15 protein-coding genes are annotated in these 16,417 nt (G+C 49.9%); 4 read left to right on the plus strand and 11 right to left on the minus strand.

What is annotated here, in order from left to right:
- Positions 1 to 66 precede the first annotated feature (66 nt).
- Positions 67 to 222, plus strand: a complete 156-nt coding sequence (locus ABXT40_RS09340; protein ID WP_443646999.1) for a hypothetical protein — start codon at positions 67 to 69, stop codon at positions 220 to 222.
- A gap of 86 nt (positions 223 to 308) precedes the next feature.
- Here the strand turns inward: ABXT40_RS09340 and ABXT40_RS09345 are convergent, their stop codons facing one another.
- Positions 309 to 1,250, minus strand: a complete 942-nt coding sequence (locus ABXT40_RS09345) for an arginase family protein (protein WP_443645337.1) — start codon at positions 1,248 to 1,250, stop codon at positions 309 to 311.
- A 244-nt stretch (positions 1,251 to 1,494) separates the two neighbouring features.
- Here ABXT40_RS09345 and ABXT40_RS09350 point away from each other — a divergent pair, with 244 nt between their 5' ends.
- Positions 1,495 to 2,805 carry an NAD(P)/FAD-dependent oxidoreductase gene (locus ABXT40_RS09350; RefSeq protein ID WP_443645338.1) on the plus strand — a complete coding sequence of 437 codons (1,311 nt, stop codon included), beginning with the start codon at positions 1,495 to 1,497 and terminating at the stop codon, positions 2,803 to 2,805.
- 42 nt (positions 2,806 to 2,847) lie between these two features.
- On the opposite strand, the gene ABXT40_RS09355 is transcribed toward ABXT40_RS09350, so the two are convergent.
- The 8 genes from ABXT40_RS09355 to ABXT40_RS09390 all read right to left on the minus strand — a co-directional run bounded on the left by ABXT40_RS09355 (position 2,848) and on the right by ABXT40_RS09390 (position 11,571).
- Positions 2,848 to 3,999, minus strand: a complete 1,152-nt coding sequence (locus tag ABXT40_RS09355; RefSeq protein WP_443645339.1) for an NAD(P)/FAD-dependent oxidoreductase — start codon at positions 3,997 to 3,999, stop codon at positions 2,848 to 2,850.
- The gene (locus ABXT40_RS09360; RefSeq protein WP_443645340.1) at positions 3,987 to 5,369 is read right to left on the minus strand and encodes an FAD/NAD(P)-dependent oxidoreductase; all 1,383 of its coding nucleotides are present in this window, start codon (positions 5,367 to 5,369) and stop codon (positions 3,987 to 3,989) included. Before ABXT40_RS09360 ends, ABXT40_RS09355 begins: the two co-directional genes overlap by 13 nt.
- Positions 5,370 to 5,372: 3 nt before the next feature.
- Positions 5,373 to 5,675 carry a (2Fe-2S)-binding protein gene (locus ABXT40_RS09365; protein ID WP_443645341.1) on the minus strand — a complete coding sequence of 101 codons (303 nt, stop codon included), beginning with the start codon at positions 5,673 to 5,675 and terminating at the stop codon, positions 5,373 to 5,375.
- A complete protein-coding gene (locus ABXT40_RS09370) occupies positions 5,668 to 6,783 on the minus strand; it encodes an NAD(P)/FAD-dependent oxidoreductase (RefSeq protein WP_443645342.1) in 1,116 nt (371 codons plus the stop codon). Before ABXT40_RS09370 ends, ABXT40_RS09365 begins: the two co-directional genes overlap by 8 nt.
- Entirely contained in the window at positions 6,780 to 8,036 is a 1,257-nt protein-coding gene (locus ABXT40_RS09375) for an NAD(P)/FAD-dependent oxidoreductase (RefSeq protein ID WP_443645343.1), read from the minus strand. Before ABXT40_RS09375 ends, ABXT40_RS09370 begins: the two co-directional genes overlap by 4 nt.
- Positions 8,033 to 8,389 (minus strand): cupin domain-containing protein, encoded by a 357-nt coding sequence (locus ABXT40_RS09380; RefSeq protein ID WP_443645344.1) that lies wholly within the window; start codon positions 8,387 to 8,389, stop codon positions 8,033 to 8,035. Before ABXT40_RS09380 ends, ABXT40_RS09375 begins: the two co-directional genes overlap by 4 nt.
- The gene (locus ABXT40_RS09385) at positions 8,389 to 10,482 is read right to left on the minus strand and encodes a TRAP transporter permease (protein WP_443645345.1); all 2,094 of its coding nucleotides are present in this window, start codon (positions 10,480 to 10,482) and stop codon (positions 8,389 to 8,391) included. Before ABXT40_RS09385 ends, ABXT40_RS09380 begins: the two co-directional genes overlap by 1 nt.
- 93 nt (positions 10,483 to 10,575) lie before the next feature.
- Entirely contained in the window at positions 10,576 to 11,571 is a 996-nt protein-coding gene (locus tag ABXT40_RS09390; protein ID WP_443645346.1) for a TAXI family TRAP transporter solute-binding subunit, read from the minus strand.
- A gap of 293 nt (positions 11,572 to 11,864) precedes the next feature.
- On the opposite strand from ABXT40_RS09390, the gene ABXT40_RS09395 reads away from it, so the two are divergent.
- Positions 11,865 to 12,809, plus strand: a complete 945-nt coding sequence (locus ABXT40_RS09395; protein WP_443645347.1) for a LysR family transcriptional regulator — start codon at positions 11,865 to 11,867, stop codon at positions 12,807 to 12,809.
- Between the two features lie 20 nt (positions 12,810 to 12,829).
- Here the strand turns inward: ABXT40_RS09395 and ABXT40_RS09400 are convergent, their stop codons facing one another.
- On the minus strand, positions 12,830 to 14,407 hold the full coding sequence (locus ABXT40_RS09400) for an FAD-binding domain-containing protein (RefSeq protein ID WP_443645348.1): 1,578 nt from the start codon (positions 14,405 to 14,407) through the stop codon (positions 12,830 to 12,832).
- A gap of 160 nt (positions 14,408 to 14,567) precedes the next feature.
- On the opposite strand from ABXT40_RS09400, the gene ABXT40_RS09405 reads away from it, so the two are divergent.
- A complete protein-coding gene (locus tag ABXT40_RS09405; protein ID WP_443645349.1) occupies positions 14,568 to 15,827 on the plus strand; it encodes an aminotransferase class V-fold PLP-dependent enzyme in 1,260 nt (419 codons plus the stop codon).
- Positions 15,828 to 15,860: 33 nt separating this feature from the next.
- Here ABXT40_RS09405 and ABXT40_RS09410 read toward each other — a convergent pair whose 3' ends face one another.
- The gene (locus ABXT40_RS09410; RefSeq protein ID WP_443645350.1) at positions 15,861 to 16,394 is read right to left on the minus strand and encodes a cupin domain-containing protein; all 534 of its coding nucleotides are present in this window, start codon (positions 16,392 to 16,394) and stop codon (positions 15,861 to 15,863) included.
- Between the last annotated feature and the right edge of the window lie 23 nt (positions 16,395 to 16,417).

The raw sequence follows: 16,417 nt of genomic DNA on the forward strand, positions 1-16,417 counted from the left end.
TTCAATCAACGGTCTTTTATTTAGACATGCTTACACCAATACTTTCGCTAATATCTTGGCTTTTGCCTGACTGGCGGCATCACCGAAGCCACGGCACCCGATTGGCTATCCCTGCCAAACGTGCAATGCATTGGCGGGTCACGGGCTGCACCTGCAAAGCTGACCAATCAAGCTGATTGGGATAGCAGTGGCAAAAATGCCAATGCGGCCAGCAAGTTGTGACAAAGTGATCTAGCCACATAAAATCTTGCCCAAGTACCAAACGCCAAGCCCTAAGTGCTAAAGCCAAGCGCTTTGCCGTGATGCCGCTAGTGCCGCATCAATTGAAGCATGATCAGCTTGAGAATCAACCGGCCCGCGCCAATCATTGAAATCTGGTTCAGATCATTTTTTGGTGCCAGTTCGACCAGATTCAACCCCAAAATCTGTCCTTTTGCCGCCAACGCCTCGAGCAGTTCGATAATATGCCACCACATCAGCCCGCCTGGCGCGAGCGCAACCGTTCCGGGCATCACCGATGGATCAAGCCCGTCAACATCCAATGTCACAAAAAACCTGCCCGATGATGGCAGCGCCGCAATCACTGGTGCCATGCCATGACGATAAATATCTTGTGCCAGATGAATCTTGGCACCCCATCTTCGCGCCAGATCTATTTCCGGCTGTTTTGCGCTGCCAAATGAGCGGATGCCAATCTGGTGAATGGCGGTGATATGATCCTGTTCGGCGGCGCGGCGCATTGGGCTGGAATAGCCATCATGAATGCCATAGCGTTCATCGCGCCAATCCAAATGCGCATCAATTTGAATCAAGGTGACATCTGACAAGCCATCAAGCCCCCTAATCACCGGGTTGGTAACACCATCATCACCGCCAATGCTTATCGGCATAATGCCGCGTTGAACAGCAAAGCGAACGGCATTTTCGGCGGCGTTGTAATGCTGCTGAACGTCACCCCCTTCAAGCGGAATATCGCCGCCATCGACAATCGTGAAATCATCCAAACAGACAGCGCGCTGAAAATCGGCATCAAGCGATTGACCATCAAGCAGAATCCGCGGGCTTGCCTTACGCAAGGCGGCGGGGGCGGTCGATTGGTCATTCGGAAATTGATCGGCAAGATAGGGCTTGCCATGCGGAACGCCAAAGATCACCGCCTCGGCTTGCAAATCTTGCCAATCGGTAACAACAGGAAGATTCACAAAGCTGTTTGCGGCGGGCGGGTTGGTTTTGGGAATTTCAATCGTCATGATGATATGATGCTTTGTCCTAGCAGGCGGTTTGGCAATGGCAAAACATGGACAGCAATGCGTTACAGCACCACCGGCCACAGCTTTTTTGAAGATTAGCTAAGCATAATCCGATAGAAAATCATAAAGAATAACATTCTCAGAAAAAGCAGGCTTTTCATTTCCACATTTCGGTCTAGCATAATTCTGATAAGTAGCTTCGCGAAACGCGCTCCACGACATGTCTTGATAAAGGATAACATTCATGACCGGCATTTCTGCTGATCCCTATTGGTGGAAGGCCGCACCGCCGCAAGATTTCCACATTGCGCAATGGCCAGACCGTGCTGATGTGGTGATCATTGGCGGCGGCTATACTGGATTTGGCGCGGCCATCCCGCTTGCCCGCGCCGGGCTTGATGTTGTGGTTCTTGAACGCGATCAGATTGGGTCGGGTGCCTCGACGCGTAATGGCGGCATTACCAGCGGCAATTTGCGGCTGTCTTTTGACGATCTGGCCAAAAGATTTGGGGCAGAAAAAGCCATAGCTTTTTACCAAGAAGCCAAAGCGGCACGAGCTGATCTAGCGCAATTCATCATCAACGAAAAGGTTGATTGCGACCTACAGCAATGTGGACGTCTGGTTGGTGCCCTGCGTCCAGAATCGCTTGACAGCATGAAACGTGATGCTGAAAGGCTGACCAAATTGCTTGATATTGAGGCAACGGTTTATGATCGCGCCAGCCTTCCTGATTATATTGATACATCGCGCTATTGCGGCGGCATGATGCGCGACGATATTGGTGGCATCCATCCAGCGAAATTATTGGCTGGCATGTGCCAGATTGCGTGCCAAGCTTCGGTCAAAATCGCAACCCAGACAAAAGTGATTGCAGTAAGCCAGCAAAACACATCATCACCCACCCCCGAATTTCGCATTGAGACCAGCCGCGGCATCATTCGTGCCGGTCATGTTATTAGTGCGACAAATGCCTATACAGATGCCGGCCAGCCATGGCTGCGCCGCCGCCTCGTTCCGGTGATTTCCGAAATGATCGCCACTGAAGAGCTTGGCGAAAACATGGTTCGAAGCTTGATGCCCGGATTAAATATGTATGGCGAGGCCTTGCAGCTGGGACATTATTACCGGCCCTCATCCGATGGAAAACGCATCTTGCTAGGAGGACGCCGCATGAGCCCTAATCCGGTCAAGGCGCGCAAAAGGCTGGTCGAGGGATTGACGTCAATCTTTCCCGAGCTTGCCGATATCGCCATCACAAATCACTGGTTCGGTTTTGTTGCCTTTCCGTTTGACCAGCTGCCAAAATTAGCGGTTCATGATGGGGTTATTTACCCATCGGGTTATTGCGGTTCGGGAACGGTTTGGGCGCGCTGGCTAGGTCAGAAGGCAGCGCATATGGTGCTTGCTGATCTTGATGAAAGCGCGTTTCAGGCAAGCGTATTTCAGGGCGTTCCCTTTCGCACAATGCCGTTTTATTCGGGCGATCCATGGTTTCTGCCACTGGCAATGGGGCTTTATGCGATTCAGGATAAATTCAAAACAACGTCAAAATAACCTAGGTCTATTCCACCAAGCATTATAACGCCTCTTTTACGCCTAATGGCCGGCGGCTTGATCCGGCGATACGACGAAACGGTGTGGTGAAAACGGCGTCAGGTTCACCCGCGTTTGCCGCGCCATCGCCAGATCTGCCAAAGCTTCACCAACTGCAGGGCCAAGCTGAAAACCATGCGCTGAAAACCCAAAACCATGAATTATGCCTGCTTGGCTGCCATTGCCAATAATCGGCAAATTATCTTTTGTATAACCCTCGATTCCAGCCCATGCTCGTAAAATGGCAACATCGCGCAAATGCGGAAAGACGCGCCCCGCAGTCATCACAAAACTGCTCAATCCGGCCGGAATGATTTGCGTTAAATTACGCGCCGCATCTGCAACACCGCGCTTGCCACCGCCAATAACCATCGACCCGTTATCAAGCTGTTTAAATGACAAAGTGCCACCTATGACCCCGACAACAGATTGCAGAAACATCGGCTGGCGATCGGTAATCACAAGCATTGGCGCATACGCCTCGATTGGTAAAACATCACCGGTCATTTTGGCAATTTGTGTCCCCCAAGCACCAGCACAATTGATCACAATATCAGTTTCGATCATGCCAGCATCGGTTGTCACCTGCCAATGTTCTCCCGATTTATCGATTGATGTAACCGTCACTGGGGTTCGGAATTCGGCACCAAGTGCCGCCGCCTTATCATGAAAGGCGCGCGTGATTTTCCACGGCAAGGCCCATCCATCGCCCTCAACCAGAACGCCGCCAAGAACCGATTTTGTCAGATGCGGAATACGGCAAAGCAGTTGGTCACAATCAACCCATGTTTCATGTTGGAATCCGGCACTATGTAATTGTTGTATACGCCGAGACGCAAGATCAGCCCCAGCATCATCAAGCGCAACCTTGACATAAAATTGCCGGTGAAACCCCCTATCGATGTCAAGCAATTGATCAATCTGGTTCCACCAATCCATTGACGCAACTGATAGGGGGATTTCCGCGATATCACGCCCAAGACGGCGAACCCCGCCAGCATTCACCCCTGACGCATGACGTCCGACATGATCTTTTTCCAGAACAATGACAGGCTGGCCGCGCTGACTCAAAAAAAACGCTGCCGCACAGCCTTGGATGCCCGCGCCAATAATGACAACAGGCCGCGTCGCAGCCGTTCCAGTCAGTCTGGCCATGGTCCCTCGAGGCTGGCAAGCGCGGCAAGGGTAATTGGCTTTACCGGCGGACGAAGCCGGTAATAGCCGGTTTCAGCCATTGATTGACCAGTATGGTACGCAATCATTTCCTGAACGACCAAGCCGCAACCGCGCCCCTGACACCGCCCCATCCCCGCGCGGCAAAAGGCTTTTAGCTGGTTTGGGCCGCTGGCACCGCTAGCAAGAGCCGCATTGACACCGGCTTTGCTAACCGCCTCGCAACGACAGATGATTGTCTCGTCAGTCTGCGCCAACCGGAAATCTGCAGATGGCAAATAGAGCCGGTCAAGAAATGGGCGAATACTCAGATAATGAAGATGCCGCAATTTATAATATAGCTGCGCTAGAAAACGCGGCTTGCCACAGCGGGCAACAATCGCGCTTGCCGCCAATCGCCCAGCAATTGCGGCTGCCTTGGCACCGCCAATACCGCCGCCATCGCCAGCAATATAAATCTGCTCATCAGACGATTTTCCCGTGACATCAATGACCGGCCGCCAGCAATGCGCCTGATGATCCCATTGATGCGCGAGCCCGGTTGCCATTGTCAGATTAACATTCGGCACAACGCCCTGATGCAAAAATATATGGTTGGCGTCGATATCAATTTTATCGCCTGATGACATGGTACAAGACACGCCTTGAGCCTGCGACTGGCCGATGATTTCAATCGCGCTTACCTTGGTGATTACCTCGGTGTTACGGCGGATATCACTAAGCCATTTCCGCCCCATCACCAGCATATCGGGTTGCAGTAATGCCAAAGGGGCGTATGGAATCGCCGATCGCCATTGTTTGCCACCGGTAATGTCAATAACAGCCCGAACCACAAGCCCCGCTTTGATATATTGCCATGCGGTTAGATATAGAAGCGGGCCAGACCCAACAAATACCGCATCATCAGCCCCAAGCGCTGCTTGTTTTAACAAAGTTTGCGCCCCACCAACGCTCATCACGCCAGGCAATGTCCAGCCCTTAACCGGCATTGGGCGCTCAATTGCACCGGTGGCAATGATGATGTAATCGGCGGTAATCAATTCGGCTTTTCCACGCGAGACAAGCGCTACTTCATGCATATCAGTAATTTGCCAAACCGTACAATCGGGCCGATAAACAGCACCACAATCGGCAAAGCTTTGGGCAAGCTTGGCGCCGTCATAATAGCTTTGACCAAGATAGGCAGGTGATGTTTCCTGATTGGCCTGCAAATTCCGGTAAACCTGACCGCCGCTATCTTTCTGGTCATCAATGACAATCGTCTCGAGACCGGCCTTGGTTGTTGTCAAGGCCGCCGCCATGCCTGCAGGGCCAGCGCCAATGATAACAATCTGAAAATGTTGATTTGCCATCTTCTATCCTGATGCCTTGCCAGCGCTGTCAGGCGCATTTTGACGCTGAATAATCATGCCATCGTGAACGGTCATCTGGCATGCCTGCTGATTAGGCCTGCCATCAATTTCGACAAGACATTCAAAACAAACACCCATCATGCAATAAGGGCCACGCGGATCATTTTTTGCGGCAGTGCGGAATTGAACCTTGCCAGCACGCAATAATGCTGCAGCAAGATTATCACCATCAAAAGCGGTTATCGCTTCACCGTCAAACTGAAGATGAACAATCCTACCATTTTCCGGCATTGTCGATTTAAACATTGAACCGCCTCTGGGAAAATCCATCAAGCTCTTGACCTAAACTGGCCTCGGCAATATAGCCCGCAAGATCAAACGCATGTGCTGCCGATAATGTTACACCGCTATGGCAAGATATGGCAAAGGCACCGGGCATGGCTTCAGATTGATCATAAATAGGATAGCCGTCTTTTGACATCACTCGGAGCGCGGCCCAGCTTCGAACAACCCCAACATCAGCCAAGGCTGGCAAGGTCGCCAGCGCACGATCGGCAATTCCGCTAACAATATTGGGGCGAACGCTGGTTTCAAATCCGGTATCCTCATGGCTGTCGCCAATCATCAACCCGCCTTCATCGGTTTGCCGCAAAAGCAAACTAGGCAATGCCATTTGCTGATCAAGCTTTTCAGTCACAATAATCTGCCCCTTTTGCGGCTTTAGCGATTGCTGCAGACCAACCATCGGGGCAAGCTCAGCATTGGCAAGCCCCGCCGCAAGGACAATCCTTTGACATTCAAAATCACCTTTTGCTGTACCAACGCGGATGCTATTTCCTATTTTATCAATGCTGCGAACCGCGGCATTGGCAAGACAAACACCACCATTTCTGTTCAGACCGTTTTGCAATGCCCGCATCAGATAAAGCGGATTTACATGCCCATCATGTGGACAATAGGCCGCCCCAACAACTTTGGGGCCAATACCGGGCATGATCTCTTTCAGCGCGGTACGATCAAGCATCTCAAACTTAAACCGACCATTTTGATGTGCGCGAAGATGATCCAGCTTTTCATATCTTTGCTGCATCTCGGCCTCGCTAAGGCATATGCTAAGACCGCCTTCTTGATGAAGACCTAATGCTGGGCCCCCAGTTTCTAGCAATTCTCCAGCCAGCTTTGGCCATAGTTCAGATGATCTCATTGTCCAATCGGCATAGGGAGGAAAATAGGCACCCTTGCCCTGCACCCAGACCAGCCCAAAATTACCACGCGCCGCCCGCAAGGCGGTATCTTCAGCGTCAAGCAACAGTACTGAAAAGCCACGGCGCGACAACCCGTAACCGATCGCAAGGCCAATCAAACCGCCACCAGCGATAATGGCATCAAAGTTGGATTTTGTGATTTCGGTCATTGGAACCGCATGATGCTATAGGGTAACAGCGTTTCATGATCTATATTTTTAGTGATATAATCGGCAATTATCTCGCTGGTACCTGGCGCCATGCCCAATCCATAATGCGAATGTCCAAAAGCAGCGATGATATTCTTGACACCCGGGATCGCGCCAAGACAGGGAAGGCTGTCGGGAAAGCTGGGGCGTGACCCCATCCATTCATCTGGATCAGCGCAGTTTAACTGCGGGAAAAGCTTTTTGGCCTGATCGGCAAATCGCCGCGCGCGCGCATAATTTGGCGCAGCTTCAAGACCAGCAAATTCAGCCGTACCAGCAACCCTGACACCGGACTGCATCAAGCTGGCAACATATTTTTGGTCAGCATCCATAACCGAATGATTAATCGTAATGCCCGGATTGCGTAACACCAGGTGATAACCACGCTCAGCCTCCAGCGGTAGCTTAATGCCAAATCGCGCCAGCAACTGACATGACCAAACGCCTGCTGCCATCACGATCTTTTTTGCCGTAAACACACCTTGATCAGTGACAAGCTGGCAACCGCTACCCTGATCGGGATGGATTTCATTAACCTTTGTTTGAATGTGATTTGCGCCTTTTGCCAATGCCTTTTCCGCCAACGCAATACCAATCCCCGCAGGGTCACTTGCACGCCCCTGCTGTTTGATCAGAATGGCAGCCTCAAAATCATCGGCAATATGAGGTTCGATTTCTTGCAAGGCGTGCTTGTCAATCAGTTCGATTGGCACCTGACGCGCTTGGCGCAATTGCCATCCAAGATGGTCAAGCGACGCCGCTTTTGGATTTCGGTAGACATGAACATACATTGAGTCGCGAACAAGATGTTCTTGTCCGGTTCCGGCAAGCCGCTTTTTATAGGCGGCAACACTACCCCTGCTCAAACGGAAAAGACCATCGGCAACTGGATCAAGCCGTTCCGGCCGTCCTGCAGCAAGGAACCGCAAGACCCACGGCATTAACCTTGGTAGATGCCCAAGGCGGATCGAAACAGGTCCTTCGGGGTCGATCAACCAGCGTGGAACCTGTTTCCACAAGCCCGGCATCGATTGCGGGACACAAGTCCAAGGCGAGATAACACCAGCATTGCCATAGCTGGTTTTGCTACATACCGGCGCAGGATCAAAAATCGTAACCTTCATGCCGCGTTCAGCAAGTTCAAGCGCGGTACAAACGCCAATAATGCCGGCCCCAATAACAGCAACATCAATCTTGCTTTCCGGCAGCCTCATTTGTCCTGTACCACTTCATGCCGATCACCGCGTGATGATGGCGCCGATATCACCAGAAAGCGGATTTTTTCGTCTGTCTGATTAACAATTGCATGACGGGTTTTGGATGGGATATGCAGGGCCATACCTGCGTCAAGCCCGACAGTCTGGCCATTAGCAATTTGCATCACCGCGCGACCCGTTAGCATATAGAAACATTGCTCTACCTGGTTGTGATAATGATATTTTTCGCTGCAGCCAGGTGCCAACGTTTCTTCAATCACAAGCAAGCCAGTGGTATCGACAAGTGGCCAGCCGATACCGCCATCACCCCATTGATAAGCCTTTTTTGTGCTGCTTGAAACAGGATGCATCAAAGCTCCATTCTTGGGCGCCCTTTATTCAAATAACGTTCGTAAATCTGATGAGCAAACACCGGGGATGCGAGCAAAAGCGCGTACAACATTGCGGTTGTACTAGGCGACACCAGAAGCAATCCTGCGAGCGCAAACATCACTCGGCTGGGGCCATTCATGAATACCAGAAAATACCCAGCGACTGATGCAGACAGCATGAATACACCGAGCGCACAAGTAGTTGCGGTTTGAATAAACTCAGCCCAAGTGAAATAATCATCAAGAACTATTAGCAAGGCTGGTGAGTACACAAACACCATCGGCACCAACAGCTTGCCAATACCCAAAGAGAACGCTGATAGCCCTGTTTTAAACGGATTTGCGCCTGCAATGCCAGCCGCCGCATAAGCAGATGCACAAACTGGTGGTGTAATTTCTGAAATAACACCGTAGTAAAGCACAAACAAATGTGATGCTAGTGGTGGCACACCGAGGTTCCCCAGGGCCGGCTGCGCTACTGTTGCCAACATTATATAGAGCGCCGTTGTAGGCAATCCAGCACCCATAAAGATGCACGTGATTGCTATCATAATGAGTGAAATAAACAGTGTTAGATCCTGCAGACTAAAATCCGCCAGCGGGATCCAGGCTATTAGCGGCAACGCTGCCTCGCCAAAGTTCACTGCCACTTCTGCGACCATGAAGCCAAGTCTGAAACCAAGGCCTGTTGTATTTACTACACCAACAACAATACCAATCGCTGAACATACAGCGCCAACAGCAAGGGCATATTTCACCCCAGTTACACAGCCATCCATTACGTCTTTCAAACCGATACGATGCATTGGGTTGATAAAGCCAACCACCAAGGCAGTCGTGATACCCCAAAACGCCGCCATGTGAGGTGAGTAGCCACTGAATAAAACGTAGATCAGTACAGCCAAAGGGATGGCAGTTGGCCACCCCCGTCTAACCACATCCCATAATTTTGGAATTTCAGAAACAGGCATACCTTTCAAGCCGAGACGTTTAGCCTTGAAGTGAACAATCGACATTACGCCAATATAATGCATCGCAGCCGGAACCAGCGCTGCCAAAATAATAGTCGTGTATGGAACACCAAGGAATTCTGCCATCACAAATGCAGCGGCACCCATTATTGGCGGCGTAATCTGGCCACCCGCACTAGAAGCAGCTTCAACACCACCCGCAAGATGCCCCGGATATCCCATCCGCTTCATGTTTGGAATTGTCAAAGAGCCTGTGGAAACAGTATTTGCGATCGACGATCCCGAAATTGTTCCAAAAAAAGCTGAAGAAACCACACTAACCTTTGCCAAACCGCCTGTGTAGCGCCCTGCAGCAACTGTCGCAACGTCAACAAAGAACTGTCCAAGCCCCATCCTTTGCGCAAGAATTCCAAAGAGCACAAAATGAAACACAACTGTCGAAACAATCCACAGCGTTACTCCAAAGATACCCTCCTCAGGGAAATACATGTTGTTGATGAAAAGTTCCCAATTAACGCCCGGGTGTTTTAGAATTTGAAACGGCATGTACATGCCGAATACGGCATAGACTATAAACATACCAATAATGATAGGCACAATGATACCGAGTGTCCTTCGCACAGCTTCAAGCAAAACCACAATCAGAATTGTGCCAAAAACAACGTCAATTGTAGCAGGATTTCCTTGACGCATCACTTGATCAGAAAGCTGAAACCTGCCACCTAAAAATTCAAAATCAATCTCATACCATGTTACACCCACGTAGTATGCTGCTGCGACACCGGCAACAATCAAGAGCCAGTCCCAAATGGGCACATTGCCGTATATCCACCAACTATTGGGGCGCAATTGACCCGCTTGTTTACCGCGAAAGGCAGGAAATCCAATAAAAACCAGAACCATGACGCCAGCCATGTGCGAGCCCATATGCCAGTAATCAATGGGCACTCCAATCCCCGCTGTGACATAATGATAAGCGGCAAACAATATTGAAAAATAATAAGTAAACTTCACCAAATATGGCCCAATGACACGTGTTTGCAGCCCAGAGTCGTATTTTTTCTCCAGCTCTTCCGCTTTCTTGATGTCCAGTTCAGCCATTAAAATTTCCTTAAAGATTTTTTATAAAAAAAATTAAAAAAAGTTGCAGAAACACCCTTCCTAGGGGCCTCTGCAACTTCAACAATATGATTTTTACTTCATCATACCTTGTTCTTTGTAAAACTTCTCAGCACCAGGATGAACTGGAATGAGAACGCCTTTCAGCGCAGTCTCTAACTGGATTGCCTTACCTTTAGAATGCCCTTTATCAAGCAAACTACGTGTTTTTTTGCTCCACAATGCTTTTGTAATGCCGTAGATCAGCTCAGTTGGCTGATCAATAGATGTTACAAGTTGGCCATTGACCGCAACTGTTGCAACGTCGTAGCCGATTGTCTCATACGTTCCGGCAGGGATTTTTGACTCTACATAATAAGGGATGATTTTATTGATTTCTTTCCGCTCCGAGGCTGAGAAATTATAAAGCTCAAATCCTTTTTGTGATCCAAGTTGGATCAACGCAGCAAACGGTGTGCCTCCAGCATAGAAAAATGCATCAAGCTGACCATCAGCAAGCCTCTGGGCGCTTTGATTAAGTCCCAATTCGTTTTCTTTCACTGAGATGCCATAATGCTTCAAAATCATTTTGACAGAAACTTGAGTTCCAGAACCAGCTGATGCGACTCCAACGCTCTTGCCTTCAAGATCCTTGAGGCTATTCATCTTCGTTCCTTTTGGAAGGACCAGGTGCATATCTTCAGGATAAAGATTAGCGATGATCCGGACTTTGTCTTTCTTGTCGCCTTTAAATTTTCCTGTTCCCTCATAACCTTGAGCAACACTTTGCCCACCAGCAAGACCAGCTTCAAGATTGCCTGCCTGGACAGCATTCATATTGAATACCGACGCGTTTGTTGATACCGCAATTGCAATCAGTCCTGGCACACCACAGGTTCCACCTTTTTCGCACGAGCGGGCACCTGGAGGGCTTGAGATCGCGTTAGCAATCAAACCGCCAATTGGAAAATAAGTTCCACCAGCTCCACCAGTACCAATTCTAAAAAATGTCATGTCCTGCGCCTGGGCTACATTGCCCATTGCAAGCAATGAAACCAAAGCTGTTGCAAATAGTTTGCCTAAATATTTCATGGGTTCCTCCACTATGTTTACGTCAATCAGTGAAGCAGTTGCGGCCAAATGTCTTTGCAAGCTTTTTAGCCAAACGCTTCGCCAAACAAATAAAGGAAAGGGCCTTGACCTAAATAGTTCATAACTAGATCAGGCATTCCCCCATTTGCCAAATATTCGGCATCATTTAGCATGAAACCGTATATTACCTTAGAGCGAGAATTTCCATTAAGACAAATTATAAATTATTCTAATTCCATAAAAAATTCTTATGGGCTATCGTATGATATCAAGCAAAAAACAAAAGGCACTAAATGATTAGTTTATGGCAAATGACCGTCATTCGCGAAATTATGAAGACCGGTTCAATTTCTGCCGCAGCGCGGCAATTAGGGCGCACCCAACCGGCCTTGAGCGCAACCGTCAAAGAGCTTGAAAGAAGCATGAATTGCCAGCTATTTGAGCGTCAAAAGGGGCGTTTAATTCCCGTTCCTGAAACTTTTTTTCTGCTCGACAGGGCTAATGAAATTCTGGAGCAAGTTGACGATCTAAAACAATTATTAAAATCAGGTGGCGAGGCAACACCGACAAAAATAAATGTCAGTTCGATGCCTCTTTTTGGTGACCATTTCCTGCCAGCCATTATCGCCAAATTTTCAAAAAAATACCCAAAAGCCAATTTTCAAGTTGCGGTTCAAGGATCATCTGAAGTTATCTCCAGCCTAGAAACCCAACAATTCGATGTTGGGCTTGCCGAGCGCAGCAAGGAAAATGATTTAATCCACTGTCGAGGCTTTGAAGTTGATTGTATTTGCGCCTTACCAAATGGGGACCCACTTTTGGCAAAATCAGTGATCGAGCCAGCAGACCTGGCAGGTCGCCCGTGCGCCAGCTTTTTGCCCGAACATCATATTGCCAAGGAGCTCAAAGCAGCCTTCAACAACGCTGGTGTGGATTTCGATCCAAAGTTCCAGATGCAAAATGTAGCAGCCCAATATGAAATCATCGGTTCAGGTGCGGGCTTTGGCGTCTTTAGCGCATCAAGCACATGGTTTCAACGCCGCCTATGGTCGAGTAACAACAACATTGCCTTTCGCCGATTCGCACCAAAGATCACCTATCAATTTTCGATTATCACACCAAAGCGCCGCCCGCTATCGCGTGCAGCAATGGCCTTTGCGCGCGCACTTGACGGAGCTGTTGTTCAAATGCTTGACGAGGCGCAAAACCATATTGATGACGCCCCTATCTGGCGATAATCATCTAATCAATGCGGTGGTTAAATCAGGCGGGGTTGCGCATCACTTATTTTACGGTGTGGCCTTTTTGGCGCCGGTTTGCGGCTTCCTAATTTTTGATAGACCGCACGCGCCATCGCCTTGAATTGATCGCTTTTCCGGACGGCATAAATGCGGTCACGCGCCTCGCGCATGGCCGCCGCATTCTCGACAATGGGCAACGGATAATCACGTCCAATGACCCAGCCAATCGCCGCGGCCTCAACCGGTGGCATGGCCTGCGGTTGGTGAATCCATTGTGAAGGCAAATCCGCCAGTTCAGGCACCCATCGGCGGATAAATTGCCCATCAGGATCATGATCAATTGATTGTTTGACCGGATTATAGATCCGGATTGTGTTGATGCCGGTCACTCCCGACTGCATCTGAAACTGGCTGTAATGAATGCCAGCTTCATAATCAGTAAATAATTGCGCCAAATAGGGCGCGGTTAACCGCCAATCGAGCCATAGATGATAGCTGGCAAAACTGACCAGCATCGCCCGCATCCGAAAAGTGATCCAGCCTTGATGAATTAGCGAACGCATGCAGGCATCAATCATCGGATAGCCGGTTTGTCCCATTTTCCATGCGGCCAGATAGGCCGCTTTGCGACCGGCATCTTGATCCGTATCATCACGAACCGATTCATAAAGCGGGTGCATCGCGGCCCATTCAATATCTGGCTGATCTTCAAGCTTTTGCATGAAATGGCAGCGCCAAGCCAACCGCGACATCACCGCACGGCAACCACGGCGTTTGGCCGGCGTGATATCATTTTCCGGATTAGCTAGGTAATTGCGGATGCTGGCCTCAACCTCACGCGATGACATTGTTCCCCATGCCAGATGCGGCGATAATCGCATCGATGTATCTGGCCCTTGTGATGGCGAGGCAAGATTCTTGATATAGAATTGACTTCGGTCCTGCAGAAATGAAGTAAGCAAGGCAATGGCCGCTTTACGCCCGCCGGTTTGTACATGCGGCTGGATAGCGGTTTTTCCACTTGCGGATAATTGGTCAAGAGCCGCCCCAAAAAGCGGGTTATCTTTTTGCGGGATCGGTTCGCTTTGCAGCAAGGGCAAGGCTGGCAGGCTGGCAGGTCGTGGAATCCGGCTTGCCTGCATGCGCTGATGGCGCGTCGCCGCCCAATCATTCCGGTTTTTCAACCGTCGAACAACGCCATTTGCCGGTGATTCCCGGAATGGTATGTCTGCCCGCTGGCAATAGGCATGCACTTTTCGATCACGCGCATAGGTCCACGCATCACCGGTTTCTTCATGCGCATAGATCGCCTGAATTTGCACATGGCGCGACAGCTCATCCAGCACGTCAGTCATCTCGCCAATGCGTAAAATCAACCGCTGCCCAAGCGCTGCGAGGCTGGCATCCAGCTCGTGAAGACAGTCATTCACAAAACACCAATGCCGCCTTGATGATGTTGGCAATCGCCAATAATCCGGCTCGACAACAAAAAGCGGCAAAACGAAATCGGCGTCATGCACCGCATTGGCAAGTGGCGCATGGTCAAACACACGAAGGTCACGTTTGAACCAGACAATGATCACTTTGGGCTGCATGGCCGGATATTAGCACTAACGCATAAAAACTTTCAATTGATCTGGCATTGCCATCGCCAAGATTGTGTCAGCTTGTCCAGTCACCCAATCAAATTCGCCTTTACCTTCTGGTTTTCTGTGGTTAAATCTGTTTCATCTTCTGTTTTGAAAGCAATCTGTCATGACCAAAATTTCTGCTGATCTTCTTGAAAATATTCGCGGCCAATTTGCCCAGATTGATCGCTGTCCGGTTCAAGGGCCACGCGTTTTCTTTGAAAATGCGGGCGGTGCCCTGACGCTTAGCAAGATCGTTGACACATCGGCAAAATATGCGGCGATCCCCGATAATCAGGGTCGTGACAATCCGGGCTCGCATGAGCTGGTTCGCGTCATCAACAAGGCCAAACAAGATTTGCGCGCTTTTATGAATGCGCCAAAGGGGCAGTTTTTTGTTGGCGAAAGCGGCACTGAACTGATTTTCCGACTGGTGATGAATGCCTGTCTTGGCACGGCAAAAGACGGGGTTGTGCTTGGCTCGACAATCGAACATCCGGCAACCAGAAGCGCCTGCGCGCGCTGGGCGCCAATTAGCGGCAAGGAACATGTTCTAATCACGCATGATGATGCCAAAGGACTTGTCACGGCTGATGCCTATGCAAGCCATATTTCAAAAGACACACACGTTGCCACGATTTTGCACACATCACCCGTCACCGGCATGGGTATGGATGTAGCCGCCATTGCCAAAACGATCCGCGCCGTTAGCCCTGATTGTTTTATCATTGTTGACGGTATCCAGCATGCCGCCCATGGGCAGATTGATATCAGCGCCTATGATGTCGATGGCTATGTCATTTCGCCTTATAAAATGTTTTCACGGCATGGCTATGGCCTTGCATGGATTTCCGAGCGTATGGCTGCGCTGCCGCATGACAGTCTTGTTGGTGGGCCAGCCGAAAATTGGGAACTTGGCACGCGCGATACCGGTGCCTATGCCACCATGTCTGATGTTGTTGACTATATTGAATGGCTTGGCAGTCAAGTTTGTGACAGCGATTATCAACGCACCCGTTTTGAAGCCGCTGGCAATGCCATCCATGATCACGAACAGGTGCTAACCGATGCCATGATCCACGGCACTGGCAATTTGCCCGGCCTTGCTGAAATGGCGCATGTTCATATCATTGGCGGCGTTGACAATCCGGCGCGTGAAGGGCTGGTTTCAATTTATGTTGATGGCATCGATTCAAAAGATGTTGTCGCCCGCCTGAACAGCGAAGGGGTCAGAACCCACCTTCGCAAAGCCGATCATTATTCCGGAAATGTTCTTGATCCACTTGGCCTTGATAGCTGCATTCGGGTGTCAATGTGCCATTATAACAGCACCGCTGAAGTGGCACAGTTTCTTGGCGTGATGAAAAATATCACCAGCCCCAACTAGACTGGCAAAGCAAACAGCCGGCCTTGTCACTGGCTAGTCCTTTTTGGCATCAATCAAGATAAAGGCAATCTGGCAAGGTTCGGTGCCACGGTTCGACCAAGCATGGTTAGTGCCCTGCTGAATGATCACATCACCAGCTTTGACCAGATATTCGTCTTCATCCATCATCATGTAAATTTCGCCGGTCAAAACCACCGCATAATCCAGACTGTCAGTGCGGTGCATAAAAGGATGGCGCGCGCCTTCGACAATATTCGCACCAGCGCCCATTTCCGAAAATGCCGCTTTGCCATCAAGCTTGGCCAACTCGTCAGGATTTTCCGGATCAAACTGGACAATACGAAAAACCGAACCATTTTTAGGTGGATGCAGAATCAGCGGGCCGGTCACCGGATCGTCATGCCGTTCCATTGCCGCCGGGGTTTTGGTGTTCTGCCATAAATTGGTCAAGGTCACGCCAGGGCGATTGGGACGCTGTAAAATACAGTCAGCATCGGCATCCATGATCACCGTTGCCACCCCATTTTCATCATGGCCGGTGACAACACGTCTGATTTTTCTTCCCATATTTCGCCCTCTATGCCTTACGG

Origin of the sequence: Candidatus Ponderosibacter sp. Uisw_141_02, assembly GCF_048087665.1 — a bacterium.
Taxonomy (GTDB): domain Bacteria; phylum Pseudomonadota; class Alphaproteobacteria; order Puniceispirillales; family Puniceispirillaceae; genus UBA3439.